The organism is Polynucleobacter sp. UK-Mo-2m-Kol15, assembly GCF_018881505.1.
GTDB lineage: Bacteria > Pseudomonadota > Gammaproteobacteria > Burkholderiales > Burkholderiaceae > Polynucleobacter.
Map to the genome: position 1 here is coordinate 1,851,161 of NZ_JACVQC010000001.1, position 19,093 is coordinate 1,870,253.

Consider the following 19,093-nt stretch of genomic DNA (forward strand, 5'->3'; position numbering starts at 1 on the left):
TAAGCATATTTGCTTACGCTTTTTTTGATAGTAACTGAAGAAATTGGGTTTATAGTTAACATTTATTCATAACTTTAGTTACTTTAAGTTAATTATGGGTCAATTCTCTGACATTGCTTTTTTCTCACTCCTTATAAAGAAAGGTAACCTCAATAGTGCTGCCCAAGAAATGGGAGTAACACCCCCGGCGGTGAGCAAACGTCTCGCCAATCTTGAGGCGCGCCTCGGTGTCAGATTACTCAATAGAACCACTAGACACATGAATCTGACCCCAGAGGGCGATATTTATTTAACAGAGGGATCGAAAGTACTAAATGATCTGGAGACGCTTGAGCGGTCCATAGCTGGCAGCAAAGACAAGCCAAAGGGAACAATACGAATTGGTGCCACCCTAGGATTTGGCCGTAAATATATAGCGCCAGCACTATCTGAATTTGCACGTACATACAAAGATATAGAAATACAACTACACCTTACAGACAAGCCAATTAATGCACTTGAGCAAGGAATCGATTTATTTATTCATTTTGGAGATTTACCGCATACCAGATTGACATCCCGAATTTTAATTCCCAATAAACGCATTCTTTGCGCATCACCAAAATATCTACAACGCAATCATTCGCCTCAAACCCCCAAAGATCTTAGTCAACATCAATGCATCTTTCTAAGAGAGAGTAATGAAACTTTTGGGACTTGGCATTTACATTCTGGCAATAAACATGAAACTATCAAGGTACGAGGCCAGCTCACCACGAATGATGGAGAATCAGCAACAGCATGGGCCTTAGAGGGACATGGAATTTTAATGAGGTCAATTTGGGAGGTTGAACCTTACTTACGGTCAGGCAGGTTACAGGAAGTGCTGACTGATTGGGCCTTACCATCAGCAAATATCTCTCTTGTACTTCCAGCAAAAAATAATATGTCTGCTGCGGTGCGAGCTTTGCTTGATTTTTTGGTGGAAAGTTTTAAGGAGTCACCACTACATCAAGCAAAATCATGATGTCTTGAGAACTGCTAAACCACCCAAGTAGGGTCGCAAGGCTTTCGGTATAGCGATACTGCCGTCGGCCTGCTGGCAATTCTCCAGAAGAGCAACGCCAGTTCTACCTACCGCAAGCCCAGAACCATTTAGGGTATGAACCAGCTCTGGCTTACCTTGTCCAGATTTGTATCTTGCCTGCATGCGTCTGGCTTGAAAATCGCCCATATTAGAGCAAGAACTGATCTCGCGATAAGCATTTTGTGAGGGGATCCATACCTCAAGGTCGTAAGTTTTAGTGCTACCAAAACCCATATCGCCAGTGCAGAGCAATATCTTTCGGTAAGGTAACTCAAGTAACTCCAACACCCTTTCTGCGTGCGCAGTTAATTCTTCAAGTAACTGCATGGACTCTTCTGGCTTTGCAATTTGCACGAGCTCTACTTTTTCAAACTGGTGCTGACGAATCATGCCGCGCACATCACGCCCATAGCTTCCAGCCTCAGATCTAAAACAGGGAGTATGCGCAACGAATTTCAGTGGTAACTCTTCAGCGGCAGTAATGGTGTCGCGCACTAAATTAGTAACCGGTACCTCTGCAGTAGGGATGAGATAAAAGTTTTCAACTTTTGCTTCGCCCGCCCCATCCTCACCGCCCATCTGGCGAGGAACCTTAAACAGATCCTCCTCAAACTTAGGAAGTTGGCCAGTACCCCGCATTGATGCAGCATTCACCATGAGAGGAACATTAACCTCTTCGTAACCATGTTGAGTTGAATGCAGATCAATCATGAATTGCGCTAAGGCGCGATGCAATCTAGCAGCAGGTCCCTTTAGAACTACAAATCGTGAGCCGCTAATCTTTGCAGCAGATTCAAAGTCCAGACCCAATGGTGCACCTAAATCCACATGGTCCTTGATAGGAAATGAAAACTCGGGAATCACACCCCAACGCTTTACTTCCATATTTTCAGTCTCATCTTTACCAACCGGCACTGCTTCATCCGGGAGATTGGGAATATTCATCAAGAAATCTGCAATCTCCGCTTGCAAAACTGATAATCGAGCTGCGCCTGATTCCATGTCGACGTTAATCTGCGTTGCTTCAGCCATCTCAGCGGCAGCATCCTCACCTTTACCTTTTTTCATGCCAATAGCTTTGGCTAGTTGATTGCGCTTGGCTTGCAATTCTTCAGTACGGGTTTGTAAAGATTTACGCTCGGACTCTAAGGTGTTGAACTTCTCAACATCGAGCTGGAATTTACGAGTGGCTAAACGGGCAGCAACAGCTGCGATATCTTTGCGGAGTAATTGCGGATCAATCATGTAATGCTCTACTGGTTAGGATGTATTAAATACTACTGTAGCTCTAGTTTAAGCGTAAGACTTCTGCTCCGGCAGGTGGAGTAAAACTAAAGCGGTTGGCGGGCAGGTTGACGTTGATCTGGATCTTATCCAAGGTGACCAAGACCACGCTTCCTAGACCATCTATCAGCTCTAGTGCTTTAGGTAGGCCATTGACCATTCCCACAGAGATCTTGGTATACGGCAAGTCATTGCCATTTTTTGTATTGGGACTTTTCTTTGGTGCAAGGCTAACCCATTTCATACCCAGGCGATCTTCGCCCTCAAGCAAATCAAAATGCTGATCCAGGGAGGTCTCTCCAAACAGGATTGCAGCTGGAGTAGCTGCTAAGGCTTGGCCGGCAGGCCGAAAAGTTGCTTGATTTAAATCCTTATCCCACAAAATAAGTTGTTTGCCATCAGCAATGAGTTTTTGCTCGTACGGCTTTTGGGTATCCCAAATAAATCGGCCTGGACGCTGAAACACAAAACGTCCCTGGGTTTGGCGAACTACTTTTAAACCTTTATCTTGAGGTTCATTTGCTTTGGGTGCACGCAATTGCTGCTGCACAAACTCACCCTCAGCAGTTTTGGAGTTGCGTACAAACTGACGTAACTGCTCTGCCCCACTTTCGCCTTGAGCAAGTACAGAACTTGCAAATGAAAGAGGTGTCAGGCTAATGAGGATTGCTGATACTACTGAGAAAAATCTGTACAAGTGGATCGCCTTATTCAGAAGGACGATGGAGGATTTCGCGATTACCGCCATTACCCATCTTAGAAACTAAGCCTGCTTTTTCCATATCCTCGAGTAAACGGGCAGCACGGTTATAACCAATGCGTAAGTGACGCTGCACGAGAGAAATTGATGGACGTTTGTTTTCTAGGACGATAGCCACTGCTTGATCGTACAAGGGATCCGCTTCGCCACCACCTTCACCAGTTAAGGCGTCAATCGTGGATTCGTCAGCGCCCTCTAGAACGCCGTCAATGTAGTTAGCCTCACCCTTCTCTTTAAGCCACTCGACCACACGATGAACTTCATCATCAGAAACAAATGCACCATGAACACGAACTGGCAAACCGGTACCTGGAGCCATGTAGAGCATATCGCCCATACCGAGTAATGCTTCGGCACCCTGTTGATCTAGGATAGTGCGGCTATCGATCTTGCTGCTAACTTGGAAAGAAATTCGGGTTGGCACGTTAGCCTTAATCAAGCCAGTAATAACATCCACACTTGGGCGTTGAGTTGCCAACACCAAATGGATACCGGCAGCACGAGCCTTTTGGGCTATACGCGCAATCAACTCTTCAATCTTCTTGCCAGAAACCATCATCAAGTCAGCTAACTCATCAATCACGATGACGATCACTGGTGCCTTATAAATTGGCTCTGGATCATCAGGAGTTAAGCTAAATGGATTAGTAAGCTTCTCGCCTTTTTCTTCTGCTTCTAAAATCTTTTTATTAAAGCCAGCAAGGTTGCGTACACCAAACTTACTCATAAGCTTGTAGCGACGCTCCATCTCATTTACAGCCCAATTAAGCGCGTTGTAAGCTTGCTTCATATCAGTTACAACTGGGCATAAGAGATGCGGAATCTTGTCGTACATAGCCATCTCGAGCATCTTCGGATCAATCATGATGAGACGCACTTCATCAGGCTTTGCCTTGTAGAGAATAGACAAAATCATGGCATTGATACCAACCGATTTACCTGCGCCGGTAGTACCAGCAACGAGACAGTGTGGCATCTTTGCTAAGTCAGCAACGATGGGGCTACCAGAAATATCCTTACCTAGAGACAGGGTTAGGTTAGAGTGACTGTCGTTATATACCTGTGAGCTCAATATCTCAGAGAGATAAACGGATTGGCGTTTTGGGTTTGGCAATTCCAAAGCCATGCAAGTCTTACCTGGAATAGTTTCAACTACACGCATACTCACTACGCCCAAGGAGCGCGCTAAGTCGCGTGAGAGATTGACAATCTGACTACCCTTAACACCAACAGCAGGATCAATTTCATAACGGGTCACTACCGGGCCCGGGTAGGCTGCGATAACCTTGACCTCCACATTGAACTCAGCCAACTTGCGCTCAATTAAGCGAGATGTGAACTCCAATACCTCCGCTGAAATAGTTTCTTTTACTTCTGGCACTGGATCAAGTAAAGCTAATGGCGGTAATTCTGAATCTGGAATATCGACGAATAGTGGTTGCTGCTTTTCGCGCTCTACTCGGGCACTTTTCGGAATCTCTGCTGGTGCTCGAATAATCTGTACTGGCTTAGCAATTTCAACGCGCCCACGGAACTCTTCAACGAACTCTTCACGCTCCTCAGCTGCAACTTCACCTAACTTACGATCTTCTTCACTATCCCTGCGCTCACGTAAGCGGTTATAGGCAAGCTCGAGGAAGCGGCCTAATTTTTCAGCGACATCTAGCCAAGAAAAATGGAGAAATAAGGACAAGCCAGCACACAGGGTGAAGAGTAAAACCAAGGTTGAACCAGTAAACCCTAAGGTCATTTGCAGTGGATCCCCAATGAGTTCACCCAAAATGCCTCCAGGAGGTCTGGGAAGCTCCCAGCTCAATGAATGAAGACGAATAGATTCAAGGCCCATACTGCTTAGTAAAGTCAGTCCAAAGCCCATCCAACGCATTAATAGAGAGTCTGGCTTGGCGTCAGGATCTGCTGGCAAAGGAATACTCCAAAGCTCACGCCAACCACTAAGAACGCGTCGCCCAAAGAGCGCTACCCACCAAAAAGCAGAAACGCCGAAGATGTAGAGCAATAAATCCGCTAAATAGGCTCCAAAACGGCCTCCAAGATTCTTCGGAGCCTCAAAGCTGGCATGCGACCAGGCTGGATCTGCCTTGGAATAGGTCAACAAAATAGCCAATAAGCCCAAACAGAGGCCACAAGAAATAAACCAACGAGCCTCCATCAGGAGGCGGGGCATCCTGCCCTGCCCGCTATTCTCAGGGGGCTGGGGGCTTAAAGGGGTTTTGGACTTCGGGTATGTGGTTCTAGCCATGTTCTACCGATTGTAATCAAGCAATCCTATAATTTGGAGATGAATACAAATACCCCAAAACACTCGAAAGTCCTCATTCTGGGTTCCGGCCCTGCTGGCTACACAGCTGCCGTATATGCAGCCCGCGCCAATTTGAACCCAACGCTGATTACTGGCTTGGCGCAGGGAGGTCAATTAATGACCACAACGGATGTAGAAAACTGGCCGGCGGACCCAGATGGAGTTCAGGGACCAGAGCTGATGGATCGGTTTTTAAAGCATGCTGAGCGCTTTAATACCAGCATCATTTTTGATCATATTCATACTGCTGCCCTTGCTGAAAAACCCATTCGCCTAGTTGGCGACTCTGGCACTTATACCTGTGATGCCTTGATTATTTCTACAGGCGCCTCCGCTCAATACATCGGCCTGCCTAGTGAAGAGGCATTTATGGGTCGCGGTGTCTCTGGATGCGCTACATGTGATGGCTTCTTCTATCGCAATCAAGATGTTTGCGTAGTCGGTGGTGGAAACACCGCTGTAGAAGAGGCGCTCTACCTCACTGGTATCGCCAAAAAAGTTACCGTGATTCATCGTCGCGATAAATTCCGTGCAGAGCCCATACTTAACGACCGCCTTATGGCTAAGGTAGCCGAAGGTAAAGTCGAACTCAAATTGAACTCAACACTTGACGAAGTCTTGGGCGATGAAAAAGGTGTGACGGGTCTCCGCATTAAGAAAGCCGATGGCAGCACAGAAGATATTGCTGTTACTGGCGCCTTCATTGCGATTGGCCATAAACCGAATACCGAGTTATTTGTTGGTCAGCTTGATATGAACAATGGCTACATCAAGACACACTCTGGTTTGGAAGGTAATGCCACCGCTACCAATATCCCAGGCGTATTTGCAGCGGGCGATGTACAAGACCATATTTATCGTCAAGCCATCACTAGCGCAGGTACAGGCTGTATGGCTGCATTAGATGCCCAGCGTTACTTGGAGACTTTGGATTAATACAAACTCAGTCGAGAGATCAAATAAAAATGCCTAGCAATGCTAGGCATTTTTTTCTTACATTTTATTCCTCTACATTGTTAGCGGCTCACCACTGGTAATAGCGGCACGATCAACAATGCCACGATGTTAATAATCTTGATGAGTGGGTTTACTGCAGGTCCAGCAGTATCTTTGTAGGGGTCGCCAACAGTGTCGCCAGTAACCGCCGCTTTATGAGCTTCAGAACCTTTACCTCCAAAGTTTCCTTCTTCGATATATTTCTTGGCATTGTCCCAGGCCCCACCACCAGTACACATGGAGATTGCTACGAATAAGCCCGTGATAATCGTGCCCATCAGCAAGCCACCCAAAGCAGCGGGTCCCAGTAAGAGACCTACTGCGATAGGAGCCACCACCGGTAAAAGTGAAGGAACAATCATTTCCTTGATCGCGGCTGAGGTCAGCATATCTACTGCTTTGCCGTACTCGGGTTTTGCAGTGCCCTCCATAATTCCTGGGATCTCACGGAACTGACGGCGGACCTCTTCAACCACCGCACCTGCACAACGTCCGACCGCTTCCATTGCCATCGCACCAAACAAATATGGAATCATGCCGCCAATAAAGAGGCCAATAATTACCATATGATCCGAGAGATCAAATGACACTTGCTGACCAATAGCCTCCAAGGCATGGGTATAGTCCGCAAACAGAACTAAAGCAGCAAGACCTGCTGAACCAATCGCATATCCCTTAGTTACGGCCTTGGTCGTATTGCCCACTGCATCCAATGGATCTGTAATGTCACGAACCGATTGCGGCATACCAGCCATCTCTGCAATACCACCAGCATTATCTGTAATCGGACCATAGGCATCTAAAGCGACTACGATACCCGCCATCGAGAGCATTGCTGTAGCTGCAATAGCAATGCCATAAATACCAGCTAACCAGTAAGCCACATAAATTGCGGCACAAACAAAAAGTACTGGGTATGCAGTCGATCTCATAGAAACACCAAGACCAGCAATAATATTTGTACCATGACCTTTAGTCGAAGCTTCAGCGATATGCTGTACTGGTTTAAATTGCGTGCCAGTGTAGTACTCGGTAATCCAAACTAGGCCTGCAGTCAACACTAGGCCAACGATGGTAGATCCAAATAAGCGCCACTGGCTTCCAGCAAAGCCCAAAGCATCATCGGGCATGATGAAATTAGTAACAAAATAAAATGCTACTAAAGAAATACCGCCTGCCACAATCAAGCCCTTATATAAGGCAGGCATGACGTTTTTCATGCCAGGGGTTGCCTTAACAAAAGAGCATCCAATAATGGAGGCAATAATTGAGACGCCACCCAACACTAGTGGGTAAACAACTGCCGATACTGGTGCGCTAGTAATCATCAGTGCGCCCAAGACCATGGTTGCAATGAGCGTTACTGCGTAGGTCTCAAATAGATCAGCCGCCATTCCAGCACAATCCCCCACGTTATCCCCGACGTTGTCGGCAATGACTGCTGGATTGCGAGGGTCATCTTCCGGAATGCCTGCCTCTACTTTGCCAACCAAGTCGGCTCCAACATCAGCGCCCTTTGTAAAGATACCTCCGCCCAAACGAGCGAAGATGGAAATTAATGAGGAGCCAAATGCTAATCCAATCAGTGGATGCAGGATAGATGGGAGATCCTGTCCAGAGCCCATTGAGACCAAAAACATAAAGAAAAGACCTACTCCGAGCAATCCAAGGCCTACCACTAACATACCGGTAATAGCGCCACCTTTGAATGCCACATTGAGAGCTTCATTCATTCCTTTGGTGGCCGCTTCCGCAGTTCGGACATTCGCCCGCACCGAAATATTCATACCAATAAAGCCGCAGGCGCCCGAAAGTACCGCGCCAATTACGAAGCCGATAGCCGTTGCAAAGTCTAGAAACAGCGCTATCAAGATCGTGAGGACTACACCAACAATGGAGATCGCCTTGTATTGGCGGGATAAGTAAGCTGCAGCTCCCTGCTGGATCGCCTCAGCAATTTCTTGCATCTTTGCGTTACCAGTACTTTGCTTCAATATCCATCCGCGCATCACAAAGCCATAAATCACGGCTAGAACACCGCACGCCAAGGAAAAATACAAGCCTAATGTGACATTACCCATGCTTGAACCCCTTATAAATTAGATCTAAATAGTGCTTATCTATCAGCTATGTCAGCCCAATTCCGAAAGAGATAAAATAGAGCCTATAAGCCTTATCAGTATGTAGCAGAATTACTACCCTAGCGCTTTTGCAAGATCAGGGTATTTACTAATCACTATCCGGAGCATGAATGAGTCTCGACAACGTCAAACCAGGGAAAAAAATCCCTGAAAGCTTTAATGTAATCATCGAAATCCCAATGAATGCAGATCCAATCAAGTATGAAGTTGACAAAGAAAGTGGCGCCATTTTTGTTGACCGCTTTATGGGCACTGCAATGCATTACCCATGCAACTATGGGTATATCAATAAAACTATTGCTGGGGATGGTGATCCCGTTGATGTGCTTGTTATCACTCCGTTCCCCTTGATTCCTGGTGTGGTTGTTAGTTGTCGCGCAATTGGGGTATTGATGATGGAAGATGAAGGTGGACAAGATGCCAAATTGTTAGCCGTTCCAGAAGATAAGATTTTACCTATTTATACCCATTGGCAAAAACCAGAAGACATCAATCCATTACGTTTAAATCAAATCCAGCATTTTTTTGAACACTACAAAGATCTCGAGCCAGGTAAGTGGGTGAAAGTCAAAGGGTGGGGTGGTGTTGCTGATGCCCATAAAGAAATTCTTGAAGGTATTGAGGCTTACAAAAAAGAGCATCAAAGCTAATTCATATTCAACTGGTTAATTGGATTGAACTCGCAAAAAATCGCCCTAGCGCAAATCAACCCTCTTTTGGGTGATTTGCCTGGCAACGCCCAGCTTATCTCTCAAGCGGCCTCAGATGCTTATGCACAAGGCGCCACAGTAGTGCTCACACCAGAACTCTCGCTCACTGGCTACCCGCCAGAAGACTTGTTATTGCGCCCTGCTTTTATTGAAGCGACCGATCGCGAGCTTAGTTGCTTAATACAGGAGCTCCAAAAATTTCCAGGGCTAACCGTGATTATTGGTCACCCTAAAAACACTGCGGCTGGTTTGCAAAACTACGCCTCCGTTATTCGTGATGGCAAAGTCATCGCTGGCTATGCAAAACAAGAATTGCCCAATCACGAAGTATTCGATGAGGTGCGTTATTTCACGCCAGGTAATGAAGCCTGCGTCTTTGAAAATGCCGGCATTCAGTACGGACTCATTCTTTGTGAAGATGCTTGGCATGCAGGCCCAGCCAAACAGGTGCATGCTGCTGGTGCCCAAGTGCTACTCGTTTTGAATGCCTCGCCTTATCACCTCCAAAAAGAATCCTTACGCATTGAAATACTGCGTAAGCAGATTGTTTTAAGCAAAATGCCATTGGTCTACGTAAACGCAGTAGGTGGTCAAGACGAACTGGTTTTTGATGGCGGATCCTTTGCTTTAAACAGTACAGGAAAAGTAGTCATGACTATGCCGCAGTTTGAAACTGCTCTTGGCTTTGTGGATGTCAATGCATCTGGGGATTTAGAGCTGGGCACGCTAGTTACCCCATCAAGCGTAGAAGCTCAGGCTTACCAAGCGCTTGTTTTGGGTGTGCGTGACTATGTTCAAAAAAATCGCTTTCCGGGAGTCATCATTGGCCTCTCCGGAGGTGTTGACTCTGCGTTAGTACTAGCGATAGCTGTGGATGCTTTAGGTGCAGACAAAGTGCGCACTGTCATGATGGCCTCACGCTATACCGCTGACATCTCATGGATTGATGCCAGAGCAATGGCTCAGAATCTGGGCGTTCAATATGATGAGATTCCGATTAGTGAGCCCGTTGATGCTTTAGAGCATGCTTTAGCCGAGCAATTTAAGGGTTTGAAGCTTGATGCTACAGAAGAAAACATTCAGGCACGGGTACGAGGTACCCTCCTCATGGCACTCTCGAATAAAACAGGTCGCCTAGTTCTAACAACAGGCAATAAGAGCGAGATGGCAGTTGGCTACTGCACTTTATATGGAGATATGGCTGGTGGCTTTGCTGTCATCAAGGATATCGCCAAGACCTTGGTCTATCGCTTATGCGCATATCGCAACACTATTGCCCCAATCATTCCAGAACGGATTTTGACACGCGCACCTTCCGCAGAATTACGTCCGGACCAAACCGATCAAGACAGCCTGCCTTCGTATGAAGTCCTGGATGGTATCGTAGAGCGCTATATGGAACAAAACCAGTCCATTGCTCAAATAATTGCCGCTGGATTTGATTCTGAAAGCGTCGAAAAAGTAACCCGCCTCATCAAGCTCAATGAGTACAAACGTCGCCAAGCACCTCCCGGTGTTCGCGTGACTACCCGAGCTTTTGGGCGTGACTGGCGCTATCCCATTACATCCCAATTTAGGGCGTAACCGGGCACTCGTTTCCAGTTCTAGGTATGATTACTGTATTAAGGGGAATATATGAAGCTAATCACATCCATTATTAAGCCGTTCAAACTTGACGAAGTTCGAGAAGCCTTAGCTGAAGTAGGCGTTACCGGACTGACGGTTACTGAAGTTAAAGGCTTTGGTCGCCAAAAAGGCCATACAGAGCTGTACCGTGGCGCCGAGTATGTAGTCGACTTTTTACCCAAAGTAAAAGTTGAAGTAGTTGTCGCTGATGACCGCGTAGATTCAGCAATCGAAGCAATTACCAAAGCAGCGCGCACTGGCAAGATTGGCGATGGCAAGATTTTTGTTAGCCCGATTGAGCAGGCAATTCGTATTCGTACTGGCGAAACGAATGACTCAGCAGTTTAAGTAACAGTATTGAATACGCTAATCCTCTAAAGGGTTAGCGTAGCTGAGAATCTGTCCGGTCAACGGGTGGAGCCACTACTTCAGCAGCCTCCAATACCAATGTTTTGTAATTAAGATTTGTCAGGCGAACTTTTGTTCCCTGAAAAAAGACATCTACCTGAGCAAGGCCACCAGTAAGCACCTTGAATGGTGGTTTGCCATAAAAAGATGCGCCCACTCCAGGCTCAATCAACTTATTTTGCATCTTTCCAGAAGCGTCACTCACACAAATCACTTGCTTGGATTTCACCTGCACATAAACTAGGTCTGCGGCCTTACGCGGTGCATCTGTTTTATAGCTAATAATGTCTTCCTCAGTAGGGCAGGCTGTTGAGACTTCGGCGCTAGCTGCAGGAATTGGAACTGCTGGAGCGACCGGAGCAGCCGGCGTAGGCTCAGCTGGAGTTACCGCAGGAGCTGGCTCAATAAGCTCTTCTTTTACAACAAGAATTTCTTCAGGCTTATCTGCGAAATAGATTGGGCGCAAGTTAATTATCGAAAACACCAGTGCAGCCAATACGCTAAGCCACAAAAATAACTTCTTTGAGGAAGCAGACTTTGGACTAACTGAAGTCGCAGGAAAAGGAATTTCTTTTAAGATGACTTTTGCAGACTCTACTTTTTTGATAGGCTCTTTTTCTTCTTTAGCCACCAATTCTGGTGCTTCGGCACCAGTCTTTTTAGCCTCTTCCTTTATTGGAGCATCTGCTACCTTAACTTCTGCAATAGGTAACTGCGTTGGAGTAGCGCTTAATTTTTCAGAGGCATGCGAGTTAGTATCAAAGGCCTCTTCATCACTTAAGTTGAGTAGCTTTGCGACTTTTTTAGCGGCAGTTACTTTAATCTGAGCGCCATAGAATGAGCTAGTCTCACCATTTTCGATTTGCTCAATTTGGCGTGCAGACAGACAGGCCTGGCCACCAAGGTCCTTGGTGCTTAAGCCGAGCTTTTCTCGAGCCTCAATGAAAGCTTCTTTGCGAATCTCAGGAAGTTTGGTGTTAGACATCACGAAGTGTTTGAAGTGCTTTTATTATCAAAATAATGCCTCATCATAGTTCCCTCTCAACACCAGAGAAATTAGCTCAAGAGCTAGTTATTGTGAATATTTTCCAAATCAGACTCAAGGTACTTTGCAACCAATAATTGGACTGAATTTACATTCATCTTATCCATGACCCTAGCCTTATGAACCTTGATAGTGGCATCTGTTGTCCCTAGTTTGACAGCAATGTCCTTATTCAGCAATCCTTTTACCAGCCAAAAACAGACCTCCCTCTCCCTAGGAGTAAGAGTCGAATAATCCTTCTTGGTTTCCACCTCTTTAGATATCCGTTTTAGCTGACGCCTATCGAACTCAAGGGCATCTGCGACCGCCTTCAATAAATCCTCCAAATTGAATGGCTTAAAGAGAAAATCGACAGCACCCTGCTTGAGGCTTTTAACGATTTGATGGGGGTGGCTTTGGCCACTCACAAAGATAATCGGGGTCTTGCGGCCCAATTGCAACAGTTTTTCCTGTAAATCTAGTCCGCTCATATCCGGCATTTGCATATCGAGCAAAATAACTGCTGGCGCTACCGGCAGTGAATGCTCTAAATAAGCCACCGCAGAGGAGAAGTCTTCTACGATATAGCCCAACTCCTTGAGCATTCTGCTTAAAGAGGTGCGCATTGACTCATCGTCGTCAATTAGATAAATATGGCCAACTTTAGTCATTGAATTTAAAAGAAAAAGTAATAGATAAGTCAATTTACTGTAGCTTATTCCAGAAGGATATTAGCTTTAAAGCTAATAATGCAGGCGGTCAGCAAATACAATATAGAAATCTTCTTGTTGCAGTGCAAGATAAGAACGTGGGCAAGTCTGCATAAAGCCCTGCGTTTGCTGTTTTCTCACGGCACAATAGAGCTTTTCGACAAATTCTTTTCTGGAGTCAATATCAGCATGAAACGCCTCAATGAACGCTCTCGCAATGTAACCGAAGGGGTTGCTCGCGCACCCAATCGCTCAATGTATTACGCGATGGGCTACGAAGAAAAGGATTTTGTTAAGCCAATGGTTGGCGTAGCAAATGGCCACTCCACAATTACACCTTGTAATAGTGGCTTGCAAAAACTAGCAGATGCGGCAGTAACCGCACTTGAAGAGGCTGGTGCAAAAGCGCAAATGTTTGGCACCCCTACCGTCTCTGATGGTATCGGCATGGGTACTGAGGGTATGAAATATTCTCTCGTATCGCGTGAAGTGATTGCCGATAGCATTGAAGTTTGCGTAAATGGCTTATGGCAGGATGGCGTTCTAGTCATTGGTGGCTGCGATAAAAACATGCCAGGTGGAATGATGGCGATTGCGCGCACTAACGTTCCAGCAATTTATGTTTATGGCGGAACAATTAAGCCCGGTCATTTCAAAGGTAAAGAGCTTAATATTGTTTCTGCATTTGAAGCTGTTGGTGAATTTACCTCAGGCCGTCTCAGCGAAGAAGATCTTAAGGGTGTAGAGCAAAATGCTTGCCCTGGAAGCGGCTCCTGCGGAGGGATGTATACCGCCAACACCATGAGCTCCTCATTCGAAGCCCTGGGTATGAGTTTGCCTTACTCATCTACCATGGCAAACGTAGATGCCGAAAAAGTCACTAGCGCTCATGAGTCAGCCATTGTATTGGTCGAGGCAATAAAGAATAATTTACGTCCACGCGACATCATTACCAAGAAATCTATTGAGAACGCAGTGAGCGTCATCATGGCAGTTGGTGGCTCGACTAATGCGGTTCTGCATTTTCTGGCAATCACTAGCGCCGCTGAAATCGATTGGACGATTGATGACTTTGAGCGCATTCGTAAGCGCGTTCCCGTGATCGTAGATATGAAGCCCTCCGGTCAATATTTAGCAACCGACCTTCATCAAGCTGGTGGCATTCCGCAAGTGATGAAGATCCTGTTAGATGGTGGACTCCTACATGGTGACTGCATGACTATCACTGGTAAAACCATTGCAGAAACATTAAAAGATGTTCCATCCGTGCCACGCGCTGATCAAAAAGTGATTCGCACTTTAGACAACCCTCTTTACAAGCAAGGTCACCTAGCTATTCTGAAAGGCAATATCTCGCCTGAGGGTTGCGTTGCCAAGATTACTGGTCTCAAGAACCCATCCATTACCGGTCCTGCTCGAGTATTTGATTCTGAAGATGACGCAATGGCCGCCATCATGGCGCAAAAAATCAAGGATGGTGACGTTGTGATCATTCGCTATGAAGGCCCTAAAGGCGGTCCTGGTATGCGCGAGATGCTTGCTCCTACCTCTGCCCTGGTTGGTCAAGGTTTAGGTGAGACAGTAGGCCTCATCACTGATGGCCGCTTCTCTGGAGGTACTTGGGGAATGGTTGTCGGTCACGTTGCACCTGAGGCATTTGTGGGTGGAATCATCGCCCTAATTCATGAGGGCGACTCCGTCACAATCGATGCCCATAAGCTCCTCATTCAACTCAATGTGAGCGATGAAGAGATTGCAAAGCGTCGTGCTGTTTGGGTGCAACCTAAGCCACGCTATACCCGTGGTTTACTTGCTAAATATGCTCGCTTAGCAAGTACTGCAAGTAAAGGTGCGGTAACAGATCTGAACTTAGATTAAAGCAGTAAGCCATCAAAGCAAAAGCCCCTAAGTAAAACCAGGGGCTTTTTTAATACGGGAGCTAAAAGTAAATAAAGTTGGTACTTAGTGCTTCATTGCCCCACCATGACCAGCTCCAGGATTACCAATGGCATTGACTGGCATCTTCACCTCTACTTCGCCTGCTTTAGCAAACTTCAACTTTACCGGAACAGTCTCACCAGCTGCCAATGGCGCTTTAATATTCATGAACATTAAATGTAAACCACCCGGCTTTAATTCGACTGCGCCACCTGCTGGTACTGGAATATCCTTCACTTGGCGCATTTTCATAACATTGCCTTCCATCGCCATTTCGTGTAACTGCACTTCACCTGAAGCTGGAGAGCTTGCAGAAATGAGTTGATCAGCAGCGCCTTTATTTTCAATCTTCATAAAACCACCAGCTACCTGCTGCCCTGGGACTGTAGCGCGGGTATAAGCATTTTCAATTTGCACGCTACCAACTTTTGCGTTTTGCGCTTGTGCGGTAGCTGTCAAACCAAAACCCACGGCAGCAAGCAATAAAGCATTTAATAATGTATTGCGTTTCATTTGTACACCCTCCTAGTTATTCTTAAATCTCGAGATATTTCTCGAGCTCTCTTTCAAATTTAATTCTTATCCATTAACTTTATCGCAACTCATCACCCAAGGACATACTATTTTTTAGGTCTGTCAGAATCTATTAATGGATATGCATCTGCGACATAAGCAGGCCCTTTTGAAAGCATCACAATAAAAGCGGCTATAGCCAAGGTCAAAACCATACCCAAAAAGAATATTTCTGTACTGATCACCAGTATGTCAATGATCCTCTCTGTTTTGGGCGACATCAGCAATCTAGCCAGCAAACTAGGCAGCGCTATTGCCAGGCTACCCATGACAGTAAATTGGGGCAGCTGATGCAATACCTTACGCTCCAAACCTGGTTCATAGGTTTGATACCCGGGCAGTTTCCTTAGCCACTTACTCATGCTGCAAGTCTATCGTAATAGCTATTGGCACTGCCACGCACAAAGATATCTCTTTTTCCAGCCAGCTCAGATCTCAGAGTGTCGAGCCTCTCATCAATCATGGCATAGACAGGTCGCAAGGATTTGGCCTGCTCTGAAAGAAGGCTGCTGATTTCAAAGTCTTAATAAACATTTCACATTCCTATTTAAATTCAACGGCTAATTTTGCCAATAAATATAAGTGGCAGCTTGATCTAAATCAAATAATCTCGCCACCACAAAATCACTAAATTAGTTAAAGCTTGCAGACAATCCAATCGAACCCCATGTGCCTGGCATTGGGTATCCTTGGCGATAGCTGTACTGTTGGTTAAAGATGTTTTCAACCATTACAAAGACTTCACCCTTTTTACCTAGCTCTGGGATTGGGTATGACACGCGGGCGTTTGCAACGGTGAAACCATTAACCTGAGTTGTGTTAGTTGATCCAGTATTTCTGCTTAAACTCTGCGAATAAAAGGAAGATTGATACTGCGCATCAACAGACAACCGGAATTGCCCAAGATAACCAGTAACTGCGGCATTGAATGCATTTTGCGGTACATACGGCAAATTCATAACGCTGTTGTTATTTAAATATGTCCATCCGCCGAAGATAGTCAACTCTGGAATGATTTCTCTTTGGGCTGAGAGCTCAACACCCTGCATGGTGTATTGGCCATAACTAACCCAAGAGGCATTTGGCCAATTTTCAGTAAAGGTATACCGATTTTTAACCGTGTCTTGGAAGAGGCTTGTATCAACCCTAGTTTTCTTATCGATCATGAATTTCCCACCAACTTCCATATGACTCATTTCTTCGGCGGATAAACTTTTCCAGGACTGGTTAAAGTTTGCAGCCATAGATGCTTGTAATGCTGGGCCTTCCATCCCGGGATAGTTAATACCCTGTGAGGCGTTAAAGAAAATTGTAGCGACATCAGAAACTAGAGAAATTCCTCCATAAGGAGCAGTTTTTGAAGCGTATTGATTGTTTTGGTAGTTACGCACACCTGCAGACGGAATTAATGACCACTTTTCGTTAAGCATAATATTTTGACTTAAGCCCATATATGGGGAAGTTAATTTATATGTCGGCAAAGTTGTTTTGGTAGTTGTACCCAGACCACCGCCCCAAGCCAATGGCGTACTAGTTACGCTACCTGACGAGGAATCATAGTCGAGACCAAGTAATAAATTTCCTCCTTGCCAAGTTGTAATTGACTCCTTCCAGCGCAAGCCCTGCATTGAGAAATTGTTGTAACTATTACCCCAACCGCCTGTTTGCATATCATTATTCAAATTTCCATTTCCAGTGTTTGAATAAATACGAAACTCACCTTCAACTGCATCGTAATTGTGTTTTGCAAAAGCCGTCACCATTTGGGCGCCACTATCATATGTCGGCGCAATGGCTGGGGCAGCTAGAGTATTATTTCCAGGATCCTTAGCGGTGTTGTTGATAGCCATTCCGCTGATGCCGACCTTCCAGTTTTGATCGATCTTAAATCCAGCGGAGCCCATAATGTTGGCCAACTGCCCACTACCATTTGCCCTTGCGCCATTGGATTTAGAAAATCCTTGTGCAAGTGAGAAATCAACGTCATTACTGCGACCGGCCAAATCCACCTGCTCAATGACTGTGTTGTAAGAGCCATAGGAAACTCGTGCATTACCGGATACGCCGTTGCTCGGTCCAGCAGTCTTTGTATTTAGGTTAATAGAAGCAAAGTTATTTCCATTAATTTGAGGCTGCGGGCTCTTGTAAATGGTGATATCTTTCATGCCATTAACTGGCAACAAATCCAATAGTGCATGCCCCCAAACTGGCATATACATTGGTACGTTATCAATGTAAGTCTTAATCTCGCTACCTGGGCGACTCAAACCCATGCCGCGAATAAATACTGACCCCCCCTGATCACCGCCAAAAGATCCTACCGGGTTGTAACGAGTAATTTGAGTTCCTGGCGTGTTACGCAAAGCTGAAGATAAATCTGCAGCATGCAAGTCGCGAATCGTTTCGTCGGTAATCACAGCAGAGGTGCTCGAAAATCGGTCGATCTCAATCTCTGCTACGTCTGGCTTAGCTGTAACGATTACATTTGGCAAGCTTTGCGCATAAACATTGCCAGCCACGATGAGTGAAGCGGCAAGTGCTAATTTTGTTTTATATAGTTTCATTTCTTAACCTCGAGTTAATGTTTTGAATCAGATCCATGCTGCATGCCTTGACCCATAGTCACGACACCATCAAATGAATCCAGTTGTTTAATTTTTTGTGGGGGTAGCGATGATTCTGCGGTCTTCAGCTTTGCTGTGATGTTACTGGCAATCCCTTTGGAAATGCCGGCCGCTGCAATAGCACTAGGATCTTTAAATCCAGCGCCACCACAAGCAATGATTTCCCAATCAGCATGCTTTCTTCTGAGAAGCGCCCGGCCACCTTTTTGACCCTGAGTCCAATCCGCAATGGCAACTTTCCCCTCAATGACGATCGGGTTGGTTTGCACCTTCAGATTGGGCTGATCAAACGTCTTTGAAATCAACGCTTTGATCCTCTCCTGAGACTCTGCCTCAGTCTGTGGATGAGCAATAGCATTAGAAGCTACGCAAATAGCCGTAAATATGAATAATGAAATCTGCCTTAAAGAAGGCCAATTCATTTGAATAGAAAACATATACTTCTCCACACAACATCACGGCAACTTGGTTGCCAACTACATAGCAAGGCTATGCCCTAAAAAGATTTAGGCTTGTTTAGGAGGTGCTGCTGAAGGAGGTGTTACCCAAACAGCGAGTGGCTTGGGTGATTGATAGAAAAGCTGTGGCAGCAAAGCAAGTGTTTGCGGCGCCTGGAAAGTGAGATTGGTATTGAATGCCGGCGTGATGACTGTATGAGCAATGCAATACGGGCAAGGCTGCACTTCTGCGAGATCTGCTTGATCTTCACTTTGCACATTAATCTGCGACTTCGTCCCATCTGCCGCACAAATCTCCATAGCAAAACCTTGACCATGCTTCGCTAGCGATACTGCTTGAGAGACTGCTGGCGCAAGCGCACTCATTGCGATTGCAAGGGCGGCAATCCAGTGAATGAGGCGGTTTTTGCGGAAATTCATGATGGATTGATTTTATCGGATTTTTCGCAGGAATA

The 19,093-nt window shown here is 45.8% G+C and carries 17 protein-coding genes; 6 read left to right on the forward strand and 11 right to left on the reverse strand.

Annotated features, from left to right (window positions below):
• Nucleotides 1–94 precede the first annotated feature (94 nt).
• Nucleotides 95–1,006, forward strand: a complete 912-nt coding sequence (locus ICN43_RS09595; RefSeq protein ID WP_216199288.1) for a LysR family transcriptional regulator — start codon at nucleotides 95–97, stop codon at nucleotides 1,004–1,006.
• Here ICN43_RS09595 and serS read toward each other — a convergent pair.
• The 3 genes from serS to ICN43_RS09610 are packed head-to-tail and all read right to left on the reverse strand — an operon-like array spanning nucleotide 1,001 to nucleotide 5,370.
• Nucleotides 1,001–2,311 carry a serine--tRNA ligase gene (gene serS / locus ICN43_RS09600; protein WP_216199290.1) on the reverse strand — a complete coding sequence of 437 codons (1,311 nt, stop codon included), beginning with the start codon at nucleotides 2,309–2,311 and terminating at the stop codon, nucleotides 1,001–1,003. The two genes, ICN43_RS09595 and serS, sit on opposite strands and share 6 nt — an antisense overlap.
• 43 nt (nucleotides 2,312–2,354) lie before the next feature.
• Complete coding sequence (locus tag ICN43_RS09605) at nucleotides 2,355–3,047, reverse strand: outer membrane lipoprotein carrier protein LolA (protein WP_216199293.1); 693 nt, start codon at nucleotides 3,045–3,047, stop codon at nucleotides 2,355–2,357.
• Nucleotides 3,048–3,057: 10 nt separating this feature from the next.
• Entirely contained in the window at nucleotides 3,058–5,370 is a 2,313-nt protein-coding gene (locus tag ICN43_RS09610) for a DNA translocase FtsK (protein ID WP_216199295.1), read from the reverse strand.
• Nucleotides 5,371–5,409: 39 nt separating this feature from the next.
• Here ICN43_RS09610 and trxB point away from each other — a divergent pair, with 39 nt between their 5' ends.
• Nucleotides 5,410–6,366 (forward strand): thioredoxin-disulfide reductase, encoded by a 957-nt coding sequence (trxB, locus tag ICN43_RS09615; protein ID WP_216199296.1) that lies wholly within the window; start codon nucleotides 5,410–5,412, stop codon nucleotides 6,364–6,366.
• Between the two features lie 80 nt (nucleotides 6,367–6,446).
• Here trxB and ICN43_RS09620 read toward each other — a convergent pair whose 3' ends face one another.
• A complete protein-coding gene (locus ICN43_RS09620; protein ID WP_216199298.1) occupies nucleotides 6,447–8,507 on the reverse strand; it encodes a sodium-translocating pyrophosphatase in 2,061 nt (686 codons plus the stop codon).
• 170 nt (nucleotides 8,508–8,677) lie between these two features.
• Between ICN43_RS09620 and ppa the strand changes: the two genes are divergently transcribed.
• The 3 genes from ppa to glnK are packed head-to-tail and all read left to right on the forward strand — an operon-like array spanning nucleotide 8,678 to nucleotide 11,251.
• On the forward strand, nucleotides 8,678–9,217 hold the full coding sequence (gene ppa, locus ICN43_RS09625; protein ID WP_216199300.1) for an inorganic diphosphatase: 540 nt from the start codon (nucleotides 8,678–8,680) through the stop codon (nucleotides 9,215–9,217).
• A gap of 24 nt (nucleotides 9,218–9,241) precedes the next feature.
• Entirely contained in the window at nucleotides 9,242–10,861 is a 1,620-nt protein-coding gene (locus tag ICN43_RS09630; RefSeq protein ID WP_216199302.1) for an NAD+ synthase, read from the forward strand.
• Nucleotides 10,862–10,912: 51 nt separating this feature from the next.
• Nucleotides 10,913–11,251 carry a P-II family nitrogen regulator gene (glnK, locus tag ICN43_RS09635; RefSeq protein ID WP_015420723.1) on the forward strand — a complete coding sequence of 113 codons (339 nt, stop codon included), beginning with the start codon at nucleotides 10,913–10,915 and terminating at the stop codon, nucleotides 11,249–11,251.
• A gap of 34 nt (nucleotides 11,252–11,285) precedes the next feature.
• On the opposite strand, the gene ICN43_RS09640 is transcribed toward glnK, so the two are convergent.
• A complete protein-coding gene (locus ICN43_RS09640) occupies nucleotides 11,286–12,296 on the reverse strand; it encodes a RodZ family helix-turn-helix domain-containing protein (RefSeq protein WP_216199304.1) in 1,011 nt (336 codons plus the stop codon).
• A gap of 83 nt (nucleotides 12,297–12,379) precedes the next feature.
• Nucleotides 12,380–13,006 carry a response regulator transcription factor gene (locus ICN43_RS09645; RefSeq protein ID WP_216199305.1) on the reverse strand — a complete coding sequence of 209 codons (627 nt, stop codon included), beginning with the start codon at nucleotides 13,004–13,006 and terminating at the stop codon, nucleotides 12,380–12,382.
• Nucleotides 13,007–13,234: 228 nt separating this feature from the next.
• On the opposite strand from ICN43_RS09645, the gene ilvD reads away from it, so the two are divergent.
• A complete protein-coding gene (gene ilvD / locus ICN43_RS09650; protein WP_216199308.1) occupies nucleotides 13,235–14,923 on the forward strand; it encodes a dihydroxy-acid dehydratase in 1,689 nt (562 codons plus the stop codon).
• A gap of 84 nt (nucleotides 14,924–15,007) precedes the next feature.
• Here ilvD and ICN43_RS09655 read toward each other — a convergent pair whose 3' ends face one another.
• The 5 genes from ICN43_RS09655 to ICN43_RS09675 form a co-directional block, all read right to left on the reverse strand.
• Nucleotides 15,008–15,496: a copper chaperone PCu(A)C gene (locus ICN43_RS09655; protein ID WP_216199310.1), complete on the reverse strand. Its 489-nt coding sequence runs from the start codon at nucleotides 15,494–15,496 to the stop codon at nucleotides 15,008–15,010.
• A 107-nt stretch (nucleotides 15,497–15,603) separates the two neighbouring features.
• Nucleotides 15,604–15,918, reverse strand: a complete 315-nt coding sequence (locus ICN43_RS09660; RefSeq protein WP_216199312.1) for a hypothetical protein — start codon at nucleotides 15,916–15,918, stop codon at nucleotides 15,604–15,606.
• A gap of 270 nt (nucleotides 15,919–16,188) precedes the next feature.
• The gene (locus ICN43_RS09665; RefSeq protein ID WP_216199314.1) at nucleotides 16,189–18,120 is read right to left on the reverse strand and encodes a TonB-dependent receptor; all 1,932 of its coding nucleotides are present in this window, start codon (nucleotides 18,118–18,120) and stop codon (nucleotides 16,189–16,191) included.
• 14 nt (nucleotides 18,121–18,134) lie between these two features.
• Nucleotides 18,135–18,617, reverse strand: a complete 483-nt coding sequence (locus tag ICN43_RS09670; protein WP_216199316.1) for a copper uptake system-associated protein — start codon at nucleotides 18,615–18,617, stop codon at nucleotides 18,135–18,137.
• Nucleotides 18,618–18,686: 69 nt separating this feature from the next.
• Nucleotides 18,687–19,058: a DUF2946 domain-containing protein gene (locus ICN43_RS09675; protein WP_216199318.1), complete on the reverse strand. Its 372-nt coding sequence runs from the start codon at nucleotides 19,056–19,058 to the stop codon at nucleotides 18,687–18,689.
• Nucleotides 19,059–19,093: the final 35 nt, after the last annotated feature.

Excerpts from the sequence above, each read along its gene's own strand:
- ICN43_RS09595 (WP_216199288.1), top strand. The coding sequence starts at position 95 with ATGGGTCAATTCTCTGACATTGCTTTTTTCTCACTCCTTATAAAGAAA.
- serS (WP_216199290.1), bottom strand. The coding sequence starts at position 2,311 with ATGATTGATCCGCAATTACTCCGCAAAGATATCGCAGCTGTTGCTGCC.
- ICN43_RS09610 (WP_216199295.1), bottom strand. The coding sequence starts at position 5,370 with ATGGCTAGAACCACATACCCGAAGTCCAAAACCCCTTTAAGCCCCCAG.
- trxB (WP_216199296.1), top strand. The coding sequence starts at position 5,410 with ATGAATACAAATACCCCAAAACACTCGAAAGTCCTCATTCTGGGTTCC.
- ICN43_RS09620 (WP_216199298.1), bottom strand. The coding sequence starts at position 8,507 with ATGGGTAATGTCACATTAGGCTTGTATTTTTCCTTGGCGTGCGGTGTT.
- ppa (WP_216199300.1), top strand. The coding sequence starts at position 8,678 with ATGAGTCTCGACAACGTCAAACCAGGGAAAAAAATCCCTGAAAGCTTT.
- glnK (WP_015420723.1), top strand. The coding sequence starts at position 10,913 with ATGAAGCTAATCACATCCATTATTAAGCCGTTCAAACTTGACGAAGTT.
- ICN43_RS09640 (WP_216199304.1), bottom strand. The coding sequence starts at position 12,296 with ATGTCTAACACCAAACTTCCTGAGATTCGCAAAGAAGCTTTCATTGAG.
- ICN43_RS09645 (WP_216199305.1), bottom strand. The coding sequence starts at position 13,006 with ATGACTAAAGTTGGCCATATTTATCTAATTGACGACGATGAGTCAATG.
- ilvD (WP_216199308.1), top strand. The coding sequence starts at position 13,235 with ATGAAACGCCTCAATGAACGCTCTCGCAATGTAACCGAAGGGGTTGCT.
- ICN43_RS09655 (WP_216199310.1), bottom strand. The coding sequence starts at position 15,496 with ATGAAACGCAATACATTATTAAATGCTTTATTGCTTGCTGCCGTGGGT.
- ICN43_RS09660 (WP_216199312.1), bottom strand. The coding sequence starts at position 15,918 with ATGAGTAAGTGGCTAAGGAAACTGCCCGGGTATCAAACCTATGAACCA.
- ICN43_RS09665 (WP_216199314.1), bottom strand. The coding sequence starts at position 18,120 with ATGAAACTATATAAAACAAAATTAGCACTTGCCGCTTCACTCATCGTG.
- ICN43_RS09670 (WP_216199316.1), bottom strand. The coding sequence starts at position 18,617 with ATGTTTTCTATTCAAATGAATTGGCCTTCTTTAAGGCAGATTTCATTA.
- ICN43_RS09675 (WP_216199318.1), bottom strand. The coding sequence starts at position 19,058 with ATGAATTTCCGCAAAAACCGCCTCATTCACTGGATTGCCGCCCTTGCA.